Raw genomic sequence first — 19,308 nt, 5'->3', positions numbered from 1 at the left:
TGAGTCTGGTCATGCCCACACCGCGTTCTGCCTTGCTTGATCTTGCCGCACGCGCTCAGTTGTTCGCGCATCTGGCCGCGATGGAAAAGGCCGGTGTGCCGGTTGAGCGGGCGTTGCTCAGCCTGCAGTTGCCGAAAAGGGCACGCGCCGCACTGGCCGGCCTGCACACACAGATCGCCGCAGGCAGCAATATCGCCAGCGCCGGATTGCGCAGCGGGTTGTTCAGCCAGCTGGATGGCAGCGTGTTGCGCGCCGCCCAAGCCAGTGGTTGCCTGGCCACGGTCTATCAGCGTCTGGCCCAGCGTTACACGCGGCAGGCCCGTCAGGCCGCCACCGTGAAATCACGCCTGCTGTTGCCGGCTGTCGTGTTGCTGTTAGCCCTTTTTATTCAGCCGCTGCCGGCGCTGGTGGGTGGCCAGTTAAGCATTGCCGGTTATCTATGGGGCGTGCTGGCGCCGCTGCTGGTGCTGAGTTCGCTCTATGGTGTGGGGCGCAAGCTTTATCTGCGGCGCGCTGACGCGACAAGCAGTCGCGCTTCATTCCTAGATGATTGGCTGGCAAGGCTGCCGGTGTTCGGCCCGGCGCTGCAAAGGCGCAGCGTGCGTGATTTTTTCGACAGCCTTGGGCTGATGCTGGAAGCCGGCATGCCCATGCTGGAGGCCCTTCCTAAAGCCTGCGCAGTGATCAGCGATGCACCGCTGCGCCAGCGCTTCAGTCGCGTGCAACAGGCCATTCAGCATGGCCAGTCCTTGGCTGAGGCATTGGCGACACTGGACTTTCCTGGGCACGGCTTGGCACTTGGCTTGATCCGCACGGGCGAGGCCAGCGGCACCCTGCCGGCCAGTTTGCTCAACTATGCCAAGGTAGAAACCCAGAAGCTGGATAGCCTGACTGAGCAACTGGCCACCTGGATTCCGCGTTTACTCTATGTTGCGGTGATGCTGTGGGTGGCTTATGGGCTGCTCACGGGCGCGGGCTTTGGCCCGCGGTTGCCGGCTGAATTAGGTTGATACACGCCCAAGCGGCCGCAGGCAGTGAAGGTGGGCGTATGGTCGCTGGCTGATTTTGTAGTTTTACTACATATTTGCACGCCTAAAGCCTACTCCTGACTGATGGTGCATTCCCATGCAAAGAGCCTCGCATCACGACCTTCGCGCGCTTCTCGGGTCAAATAGCTGCTATCACACGGCCTCTGTGTTTGATCCGATGGCGGCGCGCATCGCTGCCGATCTCGGTTTTGAGGTGGGCATTTTGGGTGGTTCTGTAGCTTCACTACAAGTTCTGGCGGCCCCAGACTTCGCGTTGATTACCCTGAGCGAGTTTGTTGAGCAGGCTACCCGAATTGGCCGTGTAAGCCGCCTGCCGGTCATTGCGGATGCTGACCACGGCTACGGTAACGCGCTGAATGTGATGCGCACGGTGGTCGAGTTAGAGCGTGCCGGGATCGCTGCACTGACCATTGAAGACACCTTATTGCCGGCGCAGTTTGGGCGCAAATCCACCGACCTGATCAGCATCGACGAGGGCGTCGGCAAAATTCGCGCAGCACTGGAGGCGCGGGTCGATCCGGATTTGGCGATTATCGCGCGCACCCATGCCGGCGTGTTGGAGGCCAGCGAGCTGATTCGTCGTATTCAGGCATATCAAACAGCCGGTGCCGACGCGATTTGCCTGGTTGGCGTCGAAGACTTTGACCATCTGCAGCAATTTGCAGCGGCGCTGAGCATCCCGCTGATGTTGGTCACCTACGGCAACCCCAAGCTGCGTGATAACGCGCGCTTAGCGAGCCTGGGTGTGCGCATTGTGGTCAACGGCCACGCGGCCTATTTCGCCGCGATCAAAGCCACCTATGACTGCCTGCGCGAGCAGCGCGGCGCCCAACTCTGCGACCTCAATGCCACCGAACTGACCCACACGTACACCCAGCCCGAGGATTACATCGTTTGGGCCCGCGAATTTATGGAGGTTAAGGAATAAATAGCGCGACCTGTGGGCTTGAGATGCGCCGGGCGTGCGCTTATGCGGAGCCTTCCAGACTGAGTCGGATCGGGAGAAGGCCAACTTCGGCGGCTAAACCGGCGGGCCGCAAGGGCACCCAGTCACGTTAGCCAATGTGCTTGCCTACTGCACATTGAACCCTGCGCTGCATGAATAGCGCAGCTACTATGCTGAGTATGTGTACCTCTGGGCGGTCTGATCGCTATGTCCTTTATATCTGCACGAAGTGGCTTATTGGCTGTGTGCTTGGTGTTGCTCTACGGGCAGCTCTGCTTCGCTGTTGAGTTGCGCCTGTACACCGAGGAAAACCCACCGCTGAATATCAGTCGTGCCGGTCAGGTGAGTGGTTTTTCCACGGAGATCATCAAGGAGTTGGCGATCCGCACGGGGGATAGTACAGATATTGAGCTAGGACCCTGGACGCGCGGCTATGCCAAGGCACAAGTTGATGCCAATGCGGTCGTTTTTACCACCGCGCGCATTCCAGCCCGTGAAAAGTTGTTTCAGTGGGTAGGGCCCCTTACCCACACGCGCAGTCGCTTCTACACGCTCAAGAGCTCTGGCATTCGTATCACCAGCCTTGAAGAGGCGGCGGCTGCTGGGGTGTTAGTCCTGCCGCGTCAGTGGTACAGCTACGAGTACCTGCAGACTAAGGGCTTCAATAATATCTACACGGTGACCGCTCCGGACATAATGATGCAAATGTTCAGTGCTGGACGAGCCGATGTGCTGGCGGTCAGTGAGATGGCCTTACCCGGAATGCTGGCCATGGTGGGCATGACGCCGGAGCAGGTCGAGCCTCAGTTCGTTTTTCTCCAGCACCAGTCTTATCTAGCGTTTTCCCTGAAGACTGACCCGCAAGTGGTCGAGCGCTGGCAGCGCGCCCTTGATGAGACCAAACGCGACGGCAGCTTTACCTCGACTTTCCAGCACTGGTTTCCCGGCCAGCAGGTGCCGGATGAGTTACTGCAGATCGAGGTAGGTCGTTAGCCGGGTCATCCCCGTGGCTTTGCTAAAAGAGGAAATAGCGCTGCGCCATCGGCAGCACCTCGGCGGGTTCGCACCAGAGCAGCTGGCCATCGGCTTTAACCTGATAGTTCTGCGCGTCGACCTCGATGTTCGGCAGGTAATCGTTGTGGATCAAATCGCTCTTTTTTAAGGTGCGGCAGCCTTTGACCACGCCAATTTTCTTCTGCAAGCCCAGCTGCTCAGGCACGCCGGCGTCAAATGCAGCTTGGCTGATAAAGGTGAAGCAGGTGGCGTGACGGCTGCCACCGTAGCTGGCAAACATCGGTCGGTAATGCACCGGCTGCGGGGTGGGGATCGAGGCGTTGGCGTCGCCCATCAGGCTGGCGGCAATCGCGCCCCCTTTCAAAATCAGCGTCGGTTTCACGCCAAAGAATGCCGGGCGCCAGAGCACTAAATCCGCCCATTTACCCACTTCAATCGAGCCGACTTCGTGGCTGATGCCGTGAGTGATGGCTGGGTTGATGGTGTACTTGGCGATGTAGCGTTTAACCCGGAAGTTGCTGTTGCCGGGGCCATCGCCTTCCAGCGGGCCGCGTTGTTTGTGCATCTTGTCGGCGGTCTGCCAGGTGCGGGTGATCACCTCGCCGACACGGCCCATGGCCTGGCTGTCGGAGCTGATCATGCTGAACGCGCCGAGGTCATGCAGGATGTCCTCGGCGGCGATGGTTTCACGGCGGATGCGGCTTTCGGCAAAGGCCACGTCCTCGGCGATGCTTGGGTCGAGGTGATGGCAGACCATAAGCATGTCCAGGTGTTCGTCGATGGTGTTCTTGGTGAACGGCCGGGTCGGGTTGGTCGAGCTGGGCAGCACGTTGGGGAAGCCGCAGGCCTTGATGATGTCTGGCGCGTGACCGCCACCGGCGCCTTCGGTGTGGTAGGTGTGGATGGTGCGGCCCTTGAACGCGCCGAGGGTGGTTTCGACGAAGCCGGATTCATTCAGCGTGTCGGTGTGAATCGCCACCTGCACATCAAATTGGTCGGCTACATTCAGGCAATTATCGATAGCCGCCGGGGTGGTGCCCCAGTCTTCATGCAGCTTGAGGCCGATGGCGCCAGCCTTAACCTGCTCGATCAAAGGCTCTGGCAAAGAGGCGTTGCCCTTGCCGGTAAAGCCCATGTTCATCGGGAAGGCATCGGCGGCCTGCAGCATGCGCGCCATGTGCCAAGGGCCGGAGGTGCAAGTGGTGGCGTTGGTGCCGGTGGCCGGTCCCGTACCGCCACCGATCATGGTGGTGACGCCGCTCATCAACGCCTCTTCGATCTGTTGTGGGCAGATAAAGTGGATATGGCTGTCGATGCCGCCAGCGGTGAGGATCATGCCTTCACCGGCGATCACTTCAGTGCCGGCGCCGATGGCGATGGTCACGTCGGGTTGGATGTCCGGGTTGCCAGCCTTACCGATGGCGGCGATGCGGCCGTCTTTGAGGCCTACGTCAGCTTTGACGATGCCCCAGTGGTCGATGATCAGCGCGTTGGTGATCAGGGTGTCGACCACATCCGCGGCGCAGAGTTGGCCTTGGCCCATGCCGTCGCGGATCACTTTGCCGCCGCCGAATTTCACTTCCTCGCCGTAGGTGGTGAAGTCTTTTTCCACCTCGATCCACAACTCGGTATCGGCCAGGCGCACTTTATCGCCGACGGTGGGGCCGAACATATCGGCATAGGCTTGGCGGGAGATTTTCATGCTGTGAGTCCTGTCCGTAGGATGGGTTAGACGCAACGCGGCGTAACCCATCAATGCTTGGTTCGGTTTTGGCGATGGGTATCGCTTGCTCCACCCATCCTACCCAGGCTGTTCGTGGCGCTCACTTTCGCGGGCAAGCCCGCTCCTACAGGTGAACGCATTTCCATTTGGGCGGGTTTAATCCAACTTGCCCATTACGCGCCCGGCAAAGCCGAACACGCGGCGGTGGCCAGCCAGGTCGACCAACTCCACCTCGCGGCTCTGCCCGGGCTCGAAGCGCACCGCGGTGCCGGCTGGGATATTCAGGCGCATGCCGCGCGTGGCAGCGCGGTCGAAGGTCAGCGCGTCGTTGCTTTCAAAAAAATGGTAGTGCGAGCCGACCTGAATCGGCCGGTCACCGCTGTTGGCCACCGTCAGTGTGTGGGTGCGGCGTCCGACGTTGAGCTCGATGTCGCCGTCCTGGATCTGGTATTCACCGGGGATCATTGCGCTATTGCTCCAGCATCAATTGCATAAAGGTCAGATCAAGCCAACGGCCAAATTTGCGACCGACTTGCGGCATCTGGCCGGTGGTGACAAAGCCTGCGCGCTGGTGCAGGCGGATCGAGGCGCTGTTGCCGCTCTCGATGGCCGCGACCATGACGTGCAGGCCTGCCTGCTTTGCGCGCTCGATCAGTGCGTGCATCAATTGTGGGCCCAGGCCCTGGCCGCGTTGGTCACTGCGCACATACACCGAGTGTTCGACGGTGTGACGAAAGCCCTCGATGGCGCGCCAGGTGCCATAGCTAGCGTAACCAAGTACCTCCCCCGCGTCGCTACGAGACACCAATACCGGGAAGCCCGCGGCGGTTCGCTCGGCTAGCCAGGCCTGACGGTTGGCTAAGTCGACTTGGGTTTCGTTCCAGATGGCTGTGGTGGCTTCAACCGCCTCGTTGTAAATGGCCAGGATGGCGGGCAGGTCGGCGTGAGTGGCGTCATAAATAGGCATGCTGATTACGCAATGGGTTGGTGGACGGTGACCAGCTTGGTGCCATCCGGGAAGGTGGCTTCAACCTGGATATCCGGGATCATTTCCGGGATGCCTTGCATCACTTGGTCGCGGCTCAGCAGTGTGGTGCCGAAGTGCATCAGGTCGGCCACGGTCTGGCCGTCGCGAGCGCCTTCGAGTAGAGCGGCCGAGATGTAGGCGATGGCTTCCGGGTAGTTGAGTTTCACCCCTCGCGCCAAGCGGCGCTCGGCCACCAGGCCAGCGGTGAAGATCAGCAGTTTGTCTTTTTCGCGGGGCGTTAGGTCCATCAGTCAGGTACTCCAGATTCTTGGGGGGACGGTATCGCGTCCGAGCAATTCAGGGCGCAATAAGCGCCAAAGTTCGATTAGCCAGTCGCGGGCATGCAGCGCTTCACTGGCTAGGCAACGGGCCACCAGCAGGCCCGGTAGTTGAGTTAGGTTGCCGCGTACCGGTGTGGTCAGATTGCGGCAGCGTTCCAGCAATTCGCTGTCGATTTCGCCAGTGATCAGCAGGGTGGCGAAAACCGGTTTGCCGTCCAGGCCGATGGGCGAATCGAGCAAGCCATCGCCGCCGACTACACGCTGGCGTTCATGCCAGAGCAACTGGCCGTCGCGGCGGATATTCAGTTCGGCTTGGAAGTGGCCAGCATCGAAGCGTTCGCCACTGGCTGGGCGGCCGAGAGCGACGGTATCCCAATAGAGCAGCTTGGCATCGCCGAACAGTGCAATCTCGGTGCTCAGTTCAGCCTGGGCGGCGGCGTAGACGATGGTTTCTTGCGGCAGCCATTCCAGGGTGGCGCCGGCTTCGACACGCAGCCGGAGGTGCTGATAGGCCGGGCCGGCCGCACGGTACCACTTGGCTGCACCGGGGCTTGTCAGCTGGGCCCAGGCGTTGGCGCCGACCGTGGCCGAGATATCCAGACGGTCACCACCGGCGATGCCACCTGGCGGGTGCACGATAATGTGCTGGCATACCTCGGGACCTTCGGCATACAGATGCTTTTGCACCCGCAGCGGGCCTTTATGGCGACGTAGGGTCGGGCGGGTGGCATCGCCATCGCGGCCATAGCCCAGCTCCAGCTCGGCGTGCCAGCTGGGGGTAAATACGGAGACGGGTACGGATGCGTTCATAGGGTCTTATCGTAGGGTGGATGACGCTTTACCCATCCACCAGCGGTTTGCTAAGTGGTGGATGAGCTGCGCGTCATCCACCCTACAGTGCGTTTCATATGGCCACCAGGCCACGCACGCCATCCGCTTCCATGGTCTCGCCACGACCTTGCTGGACGATTTCGCCGCGGCTCATCACCAGGTACTGGTCGGCCAGCTCGGCGGCAAAGTCATAGAACTGCTCGACCAGTAGGATGGCCATATCGCCGCGCTCGGCGAGTTTTTTGATCACCACACCGATCTCTTTGATCACCGAAGGCTGGATGCCTTCGGTGGGCTCGTCGAGGATCAGCAGGCGCGGCTGGCTGGCCAGTGCACGGCCGATGGCCAGCTGTTGCTGCTGGCCGCCGGAGAGGTCGCCGCCACGGCGGTGTTTCATCTCGCGCAGCACCGGGAACAGCTCGTAAATAAACTCTGGCACCACCTTTGCGTCGTTACCGGGAAAGCGAGACAGGCCCATGAGCAGGTTTTCTTCCACGGTCAGGCGACCGAAGATTTCCCGGCCTTGCGGCACGTAGGCGATGCCGGCGTGTACGCGCTGGTGCGGCTTGAATGCGGTGATGGGCTTGCCTTCCCAGTTCACCGCGCCCTCTTTGGCCGGGATCAAGCCCATCAGGCATTTCAGCAGGGTGGTCTTACCCACGCCGTTGCGGCCGAGCAGGCAGGTGACTTCGCCGACTTTGGCCTCGAACGACAGCCCCCGCAGGATATGGCTGCCGCCGTAGTATTGATGCAGTTGTTGGACTTGCAGCATGGTTGTGTCCTTGTAGGGTGGATCGGGGCGCGTAGCTCACGCTTTACCGATCCACGGGGTGGCCATCCACCGTGCAGTGTCTGTGGTGGATGAAAAAAGCGTCATCCACCCTACGTTCTAGCGGCCTAGGTACACCTCAATCACCCGTTCATCGGCCTGCACCTGTTCCAGCGAGCCTTCGGCCAGCACGCTGCCCTGGTGCAGCACGGTGACGTGGTCGGCGATGGAGCCAACAAAGCCCATGTCGTGCTCGACCACCATCAGCGAGTGCTTGCGTGCCAGCGACTTGAACAGCTCGGCAGTGAACTCGGTTTCGGCGTCGGTCATGCCTGCTACTGGCTCATCGAGCAGCAGCAGTTGCGGGTCTTGCACCAGCAGCATGCCGATCTCGAGAAACTGCTTCTGCCCGTGCGAGAGCAACCCGGCAGGGCGTGAGCGCGAGGCATCGAGCTTGATCGTCTGCAGCACTTCATCGATACGGTCGCGCTGCTCGCCGGTCAGTTTTGCGCGCAGGCTGGCCCATACCGATTTGTTGGTTTTCTGCGCCAGTTCAAGGTTTTCAAATACGCTGAGCGCCTCAAATACCGTCGGTTTTTGGAACTTGCGGCCAATGCCGGACTGGGCGATTTCCACCTCGCTCATTTGCGTCAAATCGAGGGTTTCGCCGAAGTAGGCCACGCCATTATCCGGGCGAGTTTTACCGGTGATCACGTCCATCATGGTGGTCTTGCCGGCACCGTTGGGGCCGATGATGCAGCGCAGTTCGCCGACGCCGATATACAGCGTCAGGTTGGTTAGTGCTTTGAAGCCATCGAAGCTGACGTTGATGTCTTCCAAGGTCAGGATGGTGCCGTGGCGCACGTTGAGCCCCTTGGTTGCCAGGGTGCTGGCACCAATTGCATCGCGGCCGCTGCCGGCGGGATCGAAGGCGGGCTCGAGCATCAGTTCGGGTGTCGCAGTGGCTCTCATTGTTCTTTGCCCTTTTTCAGAAGGCCGATCACGCCATTGGGCAAGAACAGCGTCACGATAATGAATAAGAAGCCCAAGGCGAACAGCCAGTACTCGGGGAAGGCCACGGTGAACCAGCTCTTCATGCCGTTGACCAAGCCTGCGCCGAGTAGCGGGCCGATCAGCGTGCCGCGCCCGCCCAACGCGACCCAGACGGCGGCTTCGATGGAGTTGGTCGGCGACATTTCGCTGGGGTTGATGATGCCCACCTGCGGCACATAGAGCGCACCCGCAAGGCCGCAGAGCACTGCGCTGAGCACCCAGATAAACAGCTTGTAGCCGCGCGGGTCGTAGCCGCAGAACATCAGACGGTTTTCTGCATCACGCAGGGCGGTGAGCACCCGGCCGAATTTGCTGCGGGCAAGCCGCCAGCCCAGATACAGGCTGGCGACCAGCAGCAGTACGGTGGCGAGAAACAGCGCCGCGCGGGTGTGCGTTGAGGTGATGTCGAACCCCAAAATTGTTCTGAAATTGGTAAAGCCGTTGTTGCCACCAAAGCCGGTTTCGTTGCGGAAGAACAACAGCATGCCGGCGAAGGTCAGCGCCTGGGTCATGATCGAGAAGTACACACCTTTGATCCGCGAGCGGAAGGCGAAGAAGCCGAATACCAGCGCCAGTAGGCCAGGGGCTAGCACCACCAAGCACATGGCCCAGAGGAAGTTATCGGTGCCGTACCAGTACCAGGGCAGCTCAGTCCAAGCGAGGAAGCTCATAAACGCGGGTAGGCCGTCGCCCGCTGCTTCGCGCATCAGGTACATGCCCATGGCATAACCGCCGAGGGCGAAGAACAGGCCATGACCGAGTGACAGCAGGCCGGCGTAACCCCAGACCAGATCGAGCGCCAGGGCGACAATGCAGTAGCAGAGGATTTTGCCGACCAAGGTCAGGGTGTAGGCCGAGACATGCAGGGCGTTGTCGGCTGGCAACAGGTGCAGCAGCGGCATGGCCAGCAGCACGGCGAGCACCAGCAGGCCGAGGCCGATTGATACCTGCGGGCCAAGCTTGGCGCTGGCGCGTGCCAGCAGCGTTTGATTGATTGCACTCATCAGTCGATCACCCGTCCTTTCAAAGCAAACAGACCTTGCGGGCGTTTCTGAATAAACAGAATGATCAGCGCGAGGATGAGGATTTTGCCGAGCACGGCACCGATCTGCGGTTCGAGAATTTTGTTGGCGATACCTAAGCCGAAGGCGGCCATGACGCTACCGGCGAGTTGACCAACGCCGCCAAGCACGACCACCAGAAACGAGTCGATGATGTAGCTCTGGCCGAGGTCCGGGCCGACGTTGCCGATCTGGCTCAGGGCCACGCCGCCAAGGCCAGCGATACCGGAGCCAAGGCCGAAGGCAAGCATATCCACCCGGCCGGTGGGCACGCCGCAGCAGGCGGCCATGTTGCGGTTCTGTGTAACCGCACGCACGTTAAGGCCGAGGCGGGTTTTGTTCAGCAGCAGCCAGGTCAGCAGCACCACAAACAGGGCGAAGCCGATGATGACGATGCGGTTGTACGGCAGCACCAGGTTGGGCAGCACCTGAATGCCGCCGGACAGCCAGTAAGGGTTGGCCACCTCAACGTTCTGCGCACCAAAGGTCACCCGTACCAGTTGGATCAAGATCAGGCTGATGCCCCACGTGGCCAGCAGGGTTTCCAGCGGGCGGCCGTAAAGATGGCGGATCACCGTACGCTCCAAGGCCATGCCGATGGTGGCGGTGACGAGAAATGCCACCGGCAGCGCCACCAGCGGATAGAGGGCAATCGCCTCCGGGGCGAAGCGCTGGAACATGACCTGCACCATGCAGGTGGAGTAGGCACCGAGCATCAGCATCTCGCCGTGAGCCATGTTGATGACGCCGAGCAGGCCAAAGGTGATGGCCAGACCGAGGGCGGCCAGCAACAGAATCGAGCCGAGTGACAGGCCGCTGAATGCCTGGCCGAGCAGTTCGCCGATCAGCAGTTTGCGTTTGACTTGCGCCAGGCTGGTTTCGGCGGCGGTGCGTACACCAGCATCGCTTTCCACGGCGGGGTCGAGCAGGGTTTCCAGGCGGGTGCGGGCCAGTGGGTCGCCGGTTTCACCGAGCAGGCGAACGGCTGCCAGGCGCACGGCCGGGTCGCTATCAACCAGTTGCAGGTTGGCCAGGGCCAGCGTCAGGGCGTCGCGCACGCCATCGTCGGTTTCGCTGGCGACTTGGGCGTTGAGCAGTTGCAGTTGCGCCGGTTTGGCACTCTTCTGCAGTTGCTTGGCAGCGGCCAGGCGCAGTGCCGGGTCTTCGCCGAGCAGTTGGTGGCTGGCCAGTGCGGTGGCGGTCAGGCCGCGCAGGCGGTTATTCAGGCGCAGCTTCTTGGGTGTTTCGACAGGCTGCACGTCGCCTTCGGCAGGTTGATACGCGCCATCTATTTCAATAAAGGCGTTTTTCGCGCTGTCGGCTGCGACGCGGCCTTGTTGCAGGGCTTCAATCAACGGCAGGCGCGCCGCATCGGGCGCAGCGGACCAGCGTTCCAGCAGGCTGGCCTGCTTGGCTGGGTTAGCGGCGACAAAGTCTTGGGCATCACCGGCGTGCACGGCCAACGGCAGCAGCAACAGCAGGCTCAGTAGAGTTCGGGTAAGGGCAGTGGACATGGGCGTTCCTTGGCGTAGCCCGGATGCAATCCGGGAGCGGTCTTCCCGGATTGCATCCGGGCTACAGCGACCTTCCCCGCCTTCACGGGTCGCCCACGCCCTCTCCCGCAAGCGGGAGAGGGGCGGTAAACGCGTGCTGCGCTATCAGCACATTCAGGGGGGGAGGGCTTTTTGCCTTAGTTCGACTTCACCGCGTAATCCGGCTTCTTGTCGTTGCCTTCGATGTACGGGCTCCATGGCTGCGCACGGACTGGCCCTTCTGTCTGCCAGACCACCGAGAACTGACCGTCTTCCTGTACTTCACCAATCATTACGGGCTTGTGCAGGTGATGGTTGGTTTTGTCCATGGTCAGAGTGAAGCCACTGGGCGCGGCAAAGGTCTGCCCGGCCATGGCCTCGCGCACCTTATCGACATCGGTGGTGCCGGCTTTTTCAACGGCTTGCGCCCACATGTGGATGCCTACGTAAGTGGCTTCCATCGGGTCATTGGTGACCACGGTATCGGCGTTCGGCAGCTTCTTGGCTTGGGCGTAGGCTTTCCAATCGGCGACGAACTTGGTGTTGACCGGGTTCTCGACCGACTGGAAGTAGTTCCAGGCGGCCAACTGGCCGACCAGCGGTTTGGTGTCGATACCGCGCAGTTCTTCTTCACCGACCGAGAAGGCCACCACTGGAATGTCGGTGGCTTCGATGCCCTGGTTGGCCAGTTCTTTGTAGAACGGTACGTTGGAGTCACCGTTGACAGTGGAGATCACCGCGGTTTTGCCGCCGGCGGAGAACTTCTTGATGTTGGCGACGATGGTTTGGTAATCGCTATGACCGAACGGGGTGTAGACCTCTTCGATGTCTTTATCAGCCACGCCTTTGCTGATCAGGAAGGCGCGCAGGATCTTGTTGGTGGTGCGCGGGTAAACGTAGTCAGTGCCGAGCAGGAAGTAGCGCTTGGCAGCGCCGCCGTCTTCGCTCATCAGGTACTCGACCGCTGGGATGGCTTGCTGGTTTGGCGCTGCACCGGTGTAGAACACGTTTGGCGACATCTCTTCGCCTTCGTACTGCACGGGGTAGAACAGCAGGCCGTTGAGTTCTTCATAGACCGGCAGGACGGATTTGCGCGACACCGAGGTCCAGCAGCCGAAGGTCACGGCGACTTTGTCCTGGGTCAGCAACTGACGACCACGTTCGGCGAACAGCGGCCAGTTGGACGCCGGGTCAACCACTACGGCTTCAAGTTGCTTGCCGAGCACGCCGCCTTTAGCGTTGATCTCGTCAATGGTCATCAACGCCATGTCTTTCAGCGAGGTTTCCGAGATGGCCATGGTGCCAGACAGCGAATGCAGCACACCCACCTTGATGGTTTCGGCGGCGTGCAGGGTCCAGCTCATGCCCATGGCGGCGATGGACGCGGACAGGGTAAAGGCCTTGATCAGATTGCGACGTTGCATGGTGCGATCTCCATTCACGAACTTAAGTGTTTGAGCTGCTGGTTTCTAATTGTTTATCTGGCAGTTGAAACAGGGTCGAGTCCTAAGGCTTCACCGCTGCGTCTGGCAGGCTGCGCTGACGCGCGTTATGCAACATATGCAGGGTGATGGTGTGCACTTGCGCCTTGCTGACCTCTACATGGGTCTTGAGCAATAGCTGTGCCTCTTTGCTTCGGCGCGACAAAATTGCCGCAAGTATTTGTCCATGTTCGGCATAAGTGGCCGCTACGCGTGGGCTCTGGGTGAAGTCCAGACGCCGGATAATGCGGATCTTCTCGCTCACTTCGGCGTGCAGGCGGGCCATTTCGCGGTTGCCCGCCGCCTCCACCAGCAAGCAATGAAAACGCTCATCTAGGCGCGAGACTTCGCGGCCATCCTGCAAACGTTGCTCGGGCCGCACCAACCAAGTGCGTTTTAGTTGTTCCAGTGCAGGCGATTGCTCATCCACAGGGCGTTCGCATAAGCGCCGCACAGCCTCCAGTTCGAGGACGATGCGCACCTCGTACAATTCCTCAAAATGAGCGAAGTCGAACGGCTTGACCTGCCAGCCGCTGCGGAAATACACCTGCAGATAGCCTTCACGTTCCAATCGATACAACGCCTGGCGCACGGGCGTGCGGCTAACCGCCATGCGCTCGGCGATCTCGCTTTCGGAGAAGCGATCACCGGGCAGCAGGCGAAACTCAAAGATGTCGTCTTTGAGCTGCAGGTAGATGCGCTCGGCGAAATTCTCCGGGCGTTCCTTACCGCTGCTGGGCGCGCCGCTCAGTTGCATGGGGGTCAGCCCTGCTGCTGGCTGGCAATGAATGCGCGCCAGCCGCCAAAGCTGGTGATGTCGCGCGCGCCGTGCAGGGCATACGGCTCACAGATAAAGCCTTTGACCCAGCGGCCATCAGCCAATTGCAGGTTGCCGATGCCCAGTGGTGCAGGGATTTCTGCGACAAACTCGCCAAAGCGCGCTTGGGGGATATCCCACAGCTCGACGATGATTGCCGCGCCATCCTCAGCCACCCGCGCCAGCCCCGGTTTGGGCGGCACGGTGCCGGGCAGTGCATACAGCCGATAGGTGGCGGCGCTGGTGGTTTGCTCCACCAGCACGGCGTCGCGGCTGGTCAGTTGAAAATTAAGTGGCATGCCGGTGAGGTGAGCGCCGACCACGGCTACGCGTACGCCACCCGGCGCAGGATCGTTGTTGGTCATCTGGCTAGGCAGCGCGCGGCCGGTTGCACCCAGCGGTAGGTTGAGTGCGTGCTGCCAGCGTTTGCCGAAAGCAGCCAGGGCCTGGTCGTGCCAAGCGGGGGCAATCAAGGTGATGCCGGCGGGCAGGCCGTCAGCGCGAAAGCCGGCTGGCAGGGCCAGGGCTGAGAGGTCGGCGAGGTTGGTGAAGTTGGTGTAGGTGCCGAACTGGCTGTTGAACAACACCGGTTCAACCTCCATCTCGGCGAGGCTGCGAATGGTCGGCGAGGTCGGCACCACCAATGCGTCGAAATCGGCGAGTACCTCGTTGATGGTGCGGCTCAGTTCGGCGCGAATGTATTCGGCCTTGTAAGCGTCGCAGGCGCTGTAGGTATGGCCATTATCGACGATGCCGCGTACCACCGGGTTGATATGCGCAGGATTGACGCCTTCCAGCGCCACCGTGCGCTCAGCTACCCAGCTGCCGTAATAGAGTTGGTCGGCCAGTTGCCGAAAGGGCGTGAAGTCGATTTCGCAGACCTCTGCACCCAGCGCGCGCAGTGTGTCCAGCGCCGCTGCATAGACCGCCTGATTCTGCGAGTCGCCAAAAAACGCGGGATTGCTCGGCACGGCTAAACGGGGCTTGGCCGGCATCCCAACCTTGGCGCTCATGGGGTTTTTACGGCTGTAGGGGTCGGTTGCATCATAGCCACCGGCAATCTGCGCGACGGTCAGGGCGTCGCTCACGGTCAGGGCGAATACTGAGATGCAATCGAGCGTCTTGCAGGCTGGCACCACGCCGCTAGTGGACAGCCAGCCTTTGCTCGGCTTGAGCCCAACAATATTGTTGAAGCCGGCGGGCACACGGCCTGAACCAGCGGTGTCGGTGCCCAGCGAGAACGGCACCAAGCCGCGCGCCACCACACTGGCCGAGCCGGAGCTGGAACCGCCGCTGACGTAATCTGGGTTAAAACTGTTGCGCACCGCGCCATGGGGTGAGCGGGTGCCGACCAGGCCGGTGGCGAACTGGTCGAGGTTGGTCTTGCCGATCAGAATGGCACCGGCTGCCCGCAGCTTTGCCACCACCGTGGCGTCGGCTGCCGCGCTGTAGGCAAACTCCGGGCAGGCGGCGGTGGTGGGCCAACCGGCGGCGTCGATATTGTCCTTGATGGCGAATGGCACGCCGTACAACGGCAGCTTACTCAGGTCGCCGCCTGCATCCCTCAATCGGGCGGCTAAACCATCGAGTTGCGTGCTCAGTTGAGCCTCATTGGCCAGAACAATCCAGGCGTTATCCGCGCAGGTTAGTTGATCAAGCAGGCTATGCAGCAGCTCGGCGGGCGATTGGCCGTCGCGGTAGGCCTGTTGCCAGTCGGCGAGGGTGAAGGCGATAGGGGCGTTAGGCATGCTCTGAATTCCATCTTGTATCCAAGTGATGGAATGTCTAGAGCAATGTCGGTGCCAGTTCTTTAAAGTGACTTATTTTCAAGTGGTTAGGTGATTTTTGAGGGCGCTGCGAGGGTTTGTGCACGCTGTTATGCACCGAGGCAGGGCTGCGTTGCATGCGGATGGTGCAAGGTTGTGGGGCGCCTGCAGCCCGGATGCAATCCGGGATAAACCGTGCCGACTGCAGACGCCTGCCCCGGATTTCATCCGAGCTACGGCCTCATTTTATGGACGGCAAGGTTAGGCAGTCGCAGCCGTCACGGTGGACGAAAACAGCGCCGTCCACCCTACGTGGTCACTCCGGGTTTTGCTCAGTTGTAGCCTGGATTAGCCGTAGGCGTAATCCGGGTTTCGCCATAGGGTCGCATCAGGCTTCACCCATTCAGCCTAGGGCATCAGAGGGCGAGGTAGTTCTTTACCCCGGTAAAAATGATCTGCGCGGCCAGGGCGCAGACGAACAGGCCCATGAGGCGGCTGACAATCTGCAAGCCCTGATCGCCGAGCAGGCGCTCAAACTGATTGGACAGATACAGCACGATGCCAACAGTCAAGCTGGCCAGGGCGATGCCCAGCACCGCCACAGCCTTGTCGCTCCAGTCGGGTTGGCTGGCACCCATCAGCAGCAACGCACCAATGGTGCCAGGGCCTACGGTGAGCGGGATGGTCAACGGCACGATGGAAACGTCTTGCTGCGCGTTATCGCTTTGCACCACCGACTTGCCTTGGGCCATGCCCAGCGCCGAGATAAACAGCACGCTGCCAGCACCGATGCGGAAGGCGTCAATGGTGATGCCGAACAGAGTGAAGATGTGTTTGCCGAACAGGTACAGCAAAACGCTGGAGATCAGTACCCCGAGTGCGACTTTCCAAGCCAGGCGCTTGCGCTCTTTGACCGTATAACCGCGGCTCAACCCAATAAAGCACGACAGCACAAAGAAGGGGCTATAGAGCACCAGCAGTTTCAGATACAGGCTAAATAGCGCATGCGCCATGACAAGACTCGTTTCGGTGAGAGAGGGTCGCAGGGTAAAAGCCTAGAGGCTGATGGGCAATCCCTACGGCGTGATCAGGATGGCAAGGCGTTGCGCTGAAGACGGATTTCCCGCTCGGCTACCCAATGCTCGACCAGCTCGCGCAGTTGCGACATTTCCACGGGTTTGGACATGTGCCCGTCCATGCCCGACAGGCGTGCGCGCTCTTTGTGCTCATGCAGGATATGCGCAGTAAGCGCCACCACTGGGGTGCGGGTGCGCTGTTCGGCGGCCTCCCAGGCGCGCAGTTGCTCAGTGGCGGAGAAACCATCAAGCACGGGCATTTCACAGTCCATCAGCACCAAATCATACTGCTGGGCTTTCATCGCATTGAGCGCTTCTTGGCCATTGCTGGCGGTGTCCGGTTGCAGGTTAAGTTTGCCGAGCATGCCACGGATTACTTTGGTGGAAATGCTGTTGTCCTCGGCCACCAGAATGCGGAAATCATCAGGGACATGCAGAGCCGCGCTCACCGGCAGTGGGGTGAACATCGGTGACTCACCTTTACCGCGCTGCGCCAACTCGTCGGCCAAGGTGGTTTTCAGCGTATAGCCGGCCACGGGCTTGGCCAGGATGCGTTTGATCCCGGCGTTGCGAGCGATGATCTTGCTGGGCGCATGGCTGATGCCGGTGAGCATGATCAGCAGAATGTCATGGTTGAGGTTGGCATCTTCTTTGATTCGCGCCGCCAACTGCATGCCGGTCATGCCGGGCATGTCTTGATCGAGCAGCACCGCATCGAAGAACTCGCGCAGGTGCGCCTTGGTGCGCAACAGGGCCATGGCTTCTTTGCCGGATGGCACCGCGCTAACCTGCATGCCCCAAGCGCTGCATTGCTGTACCAGCACTTTGCGACAGGTGTCGTTGTCATCCACCACCAGCAAGCGCATGCCTTGCAGGGAGGTATCGAAGTCGGTGAGGGGTTCCTCCAGGCGTGTGGCATCCAGCGGTAGGGTAAGCCACAGGGTGGAACCGCGATTGCTGTTTTGGATGCCAAATTCGCCGTCCATCAGGCGCACCAGTTGGCGCGCAATGACCAGGCCAAGCCGGCCGCCAAGTTTGGTCGCGGCGAGGAAGTCTTTGCTGTGCAACTCGGCATTTAGCAGGGCGTCGCGCTCGCTGGCGTCCAGCGGCTTACCGCTGTCTTGCACGGCAATGCGCAAGCGCGGCGCGTCTTGGCTCGTATCAAGGGCCACCACCAGCAGAATTTCACCTTCATCGGTTTGTTTGAAGGCGTTATCGAGCAGGCTCAGCAGGGTTTGGCGCAGGCGTGTAGGGTCGCCGCCGATCACCCGTGGCACTTGCGGCTGCATAAAACTGATCAGCTCAACTTTCTGTTGCTCGGCCTTGGCGCGGAAGATGTCCAAACAGTCTTCGATCAAGGCATTAAGGTCGAACTGCACATCGTCCAGCTCGATCTGCCCGGACTCCAACTTGGAGATGTCGAGGATCTCGTTGATCAGCGTCAGCAGCTCGTTACCGGAACTGTTGATGGTTTGCGCATAGTCACGCTGCTTGGCGGATAACGGGGTGCCGAGTAGCAGTTCGGCCATGCCCAGCACGCCATTCATCGGTGTGCGGATTTCATGGCTGATTTTGGCGAGAAACTCGGCCTTGGCCTTCAGCTCAGCCGAACTGGCGGCGAGGGTGCGGCTGAAAATAAATTGAGCCTGCATGATGCGCCGTTGCCGGTCGCTCAAGGCCATGCTGAGGATAAAGCTGCTAACCACTGTGACGGCCACCAAGGCATAGACCATCCACTCGGTGTGGACGGCCCAGTAACCGAAAAGAACCGGCAGCGCACAGATAAACGCCACACAAAAAATCAGCAACGCCAGGCTGAATAAGCGCGCGGGCGGGTAACCATGGCGCCAATGAGTCAGCGCCACCAGCAGGATGCTCAACGCCACAAGCGCATTCAACAGGTAAACCCACTGGTTGAACTGCAAGTGGGTAGCCGCCAACAGCGTCACGCAAACCAAGCCAAGCATCACCATTTCAGCCGTCAACAGATGCCTAAGGGGTGTGCTGGGGCAGACTTTTTTGAAGAAGCTGGCGGTAAATCCCAGTGCACAAATGGCCGTCAGTAACATCGCCAGGTTAGTGATTTGTGGCTGCAGGCTGTGCCATTCATTCAGCCACGGCGTGCTGATGCCCAGCAGGCTAACTACCGCGACCAACTGGCAGGCCTGAGTGGCTGCCAGCCATAAACCGCTCGCCGCGCGGGTGTAGGCATAGCGCACGAGGTTATAGATCACCACCATCATCAGGCAGCCCAGCAGCACACCAAGCAGTAGCGGTCGATTATCGTCTGCGGCCATGGCTTGTGCGCTTTGCAGGGTGATGCTCGGGCGCAGCGCATGTTCAGAGGCCACGCGCAGGAAGACATCCAGCGGTTGCTCGGCGATAGGCAGCGGCAAGAGAAAATCGCGGCTGGCCAATGGGCGGCTGCTAAAGGGTAGGTTGCTGCCGGTATGCGCTTGGTCCACCAGCGCGTCACCGCGCAGTACAAAAAGGTCCAGGTAGGCGAGGTACGGGGCGAAAATACGCAGCATCTGTGCGTCATTGCTGGCGGGCAGGCGTACATGCAGCCACAGCGCACTGCCGCCAGGGGTGTAGAGTTGGGTTAGGTCGGTGTTGCGAAACTGTGCCTGGCGCTCGGGGCTGCGCACATCATCGAGTTGCAGTTCGGCGCTTGGGTCGCTCAGGCTTGACCACGACACCACAGCCGCTTGAGCAGCGGCTGCAGTGAGCAGCATCAGCAGGGTGCTGACGAGCAGGTAGGTGGCAATCCTAAGCCGGCGCACATGAAGTCCTTTCAACATTGAGTGGCGAGATTATAGCCAAGCTGCCCGCCAGAGGCGTATGACAAAGGCGGCCAATTGGCCACCTTTGTAGCGTTTTGG

At 60.6% G+C, this 19,308-nt stretch carries 17 protein-coding genes; 3 read left to right on the top strand and 14 right to left on the bottom strand.

Going from position 1 to position 19,308, the window contains the following annotated elements; translation table 11 throughout:
- Positions 1 to 11 precede the first annotated feature (11 nt).
- From WF513_RS14995 to WF513_RS14985, 3 genes are all read left to right on the top strand, one after another.
- Positions 12 to 1,010, top strand: a complete 999-nt coding sequence (locus tag WF513_RS14995) for a type II secretion system F family protein (protein ID WP_339080189.1) — start codon at positions 12 to 14, stop codon at positions 1,008 to 1,010.
- 115 nt (positions 1,011 to 1,125) lie between these two features.
- Entirely contained in the window at positions 1,126 to 1,977 is an 852-nt protein-coding gene (locus WF513_RS14990) for an oxaloacetate decarboxylase (RefSeq protein ID WP_339080188.1), read from the top strand.
- A 225-nt stretch (positions 1,978 to 2,202) separates the two neighbouring features.
- On the top strand, positions 2,203 to 2,988 hold the full coding sequence (locus WF513_RS14985) for an ABC transporter substrate-binding protein (RefSeq protein ID WP_339080186.1): 786 nt from the start codon (positions 2,203 to 2,205) through the stop codon (positions 2,986 to 2,988).
- Between the two features lie 22 nt (positions 2,989 to 3,010).
- Here the strand turns inward: WF513_RS14985 and ureC are convergent, their stop codons facing one another.
- From ureC to WF513_RS14915, 14 genes are all read right to left on the bottom strand, one after another.
- Positions 3,011 to 4,711, bottom strand: coding sequence for an urease subunit alpha (ureC, locus tag WF513_RS14980; RefSeq protein ID WP_339080185.1), 1,701 nt, complete (start codon positions 4,709 to 4,711; stop codon positions 3,011 to 3,013).
- Between the two features lie 177 nt (positions 4,712 to 4,888).
- On the bottom strand, positions 4,889 to 5,197 hold the full coding sequence (locus WF513_RS14975; RefSeq protein WP_339080183.1) for an urease subunit beta: 309 nt from the start codon (positions 5,195 to 5,197) through the stop codon (positions 4,889 to 4,891).
- 4 nt (positions 5,198 to 5,201) lie between these two features.
- Positions 5,202 to 5,705 (bottom strand): N-acetyltransferase family protein, encoded by a 504-nt coding sequence (locus tag WF513_RS14970; protein ID WP_339083607.1) that lies wholly within the window; start codon positions 5,703 to 5,705, stop codon positions 5,202 to 5,204.
- Entirely contained in the window at positions 5,705 to 6,007 is a 303-nt protein-coding gene (locus WF513_RS14965; protein ID WP_339080182.1) for an urease subunit gamma, read from the bottom strand. Before WF513_RS14965 ends, WF513_RS14970 begins: the two co-directional genes overlap by 1 nt.
- Positions 6,008 to 6,010: 3 nt before the next feature.
- A complete protein-coding gene (locus WF513_RS14960) occupies positions 6,011 to 6,850 on the bottom strand; it encodes an urease accessory protein UreD (protein ID WP_339080180.1) in 840 nt (279 codons plus the stop codon).
- Between the two features lie 94 nt (positions 6,851 to 6,944).
- Positions 6,945 to 7,643 carry an urea ABC transporter ATP-binding subunit UrtE gene (urtE, locus tag WF513_RS14955; protein WP_339080179.1) on the bottom strand — a complete coding sequence of 233 codons (699 nt, stop codon included), beginning with the start codon at positions 7,641 to 7,643 and terminating at the stop codon, positions 6,945 to 6,947.
- Between the two features lie 117 nt (positions 7,644 to 7,760).
- Positions 7,761 to 8,612 carry an urea ABC transporter ATP-binding protein UrtD gene (urtD, locus tag WF513_RS14950; RefSeq protein ID WP_339080178.1) on the bottom strand — a complete coding sequence of 284 codons (852 nt, stop codon included), beginning with the start codon at positions 8,610 to 8,612 and terminating at the stop codon, positions 7,761 to 7,763.
- Positions 8,609 to 9,697, bottom strand: coding sequence for an urea ABC transporter permease subunit UrtC (gene urtC, locus WF513_RS14945; protein ID WP_339080177.1), 1,089 nt, complete (start codon positions 9,695 to 9,697; stop codon positions 8,609 to 8,611). The genes urtD and urtC overlap by 4 nt, the downstream gene beginning before the upstream one ends.
- Complete coding sequence (urtB, locus tag WF513_RS14940) at positions 9,697 to 11,268, bottom strand: urea ABC transporter permease subunit UrtB (RefSeq protein WP_339080176.1); 1,572 nt, start codon at positions 11,266 to 11,268, stop codon at positions 9,697 to 9,699. The genes urtC and urtB overlap by 1 nt, the downstream gene beginning before the upstream one ends.
- A 176-nt stretch (positions 11,269 to 11,444) precedes the next feature.
- Entirely contained in the window at positions 11,445 to 12,710 is a 1,266-nt protein-coding gene (gene urtA / locus WF513_RS14935) for an urea ABC transporter substrate-binding protein (RefSeq protein WP_339080175.1), read from the bottom strand.
- Positions 12,711 to 12,792: 82 nt separating this feature from the next.
- The gene (locus WF513_RS14930) at positions 12,793 to 13,524 is read right to left on the bottom strand and encodes a GntR family transcriptional regulator (RefSeq protein ID WP_339080174.1); all 732 of its coding nucleotides are present in this window, start codon (positions 13,522 to 13,524) and stop codon (positions 12,793 to 12,795) included.
- A gap of 5 nt (positions 13,525 to 13,529) precedes the next feature.
- Positions 13,530 to 15,332, bottom strand: a complete 1,803-nt coding sequence (gene atzF / locus WF513_RS14925; protein ID WP_339080173.1) for an allophanate hydrolase — start codon at positions 15,330 to 15,332, stop codon at positions 13,530 to 13,532.
- 434 nt (positions 15,333 to 15,766) lie between these two features.
- A complete protein-coding gene (locus WF513_RS14920) occupies positions 15,767 to 16,363 on the bottom strand; it encodes a MarC family protein (RefSeq protein WP_339080172.1) in 597 nt (198 codons plus the stop codon).
- A 74-nt stretch (positions 16,364 to 16,437) separates the two neighbouring features.
- Positions 16,438 to 19,209, bottom strand: coding sequence for a response regulator (locus WF513_RS14915; RefSeq protein ID WP_339080171.1), 2,772 nt, complete (start codon positions 19,207 to 19,209; stop codon positions 16,438 to 16,440).
- Positions 19,210 to 19,308 lie beyond the last annotated feature (99 nt).

This window comes from Pseudomonas sp. TMP9 (assembly GCF_037943105.1).
Lineage (GTDB): Bacteria > Pseudomonadota > Gammaproteobacteria > Pseudomonadales > Pseudomonadaceae > Aquipseudomonas.
The sequence above is the reverse complement of the archived record's forward strand: the minus strand, read 5'-3'. Positions and strand labels throughout refer to the sequence as shown.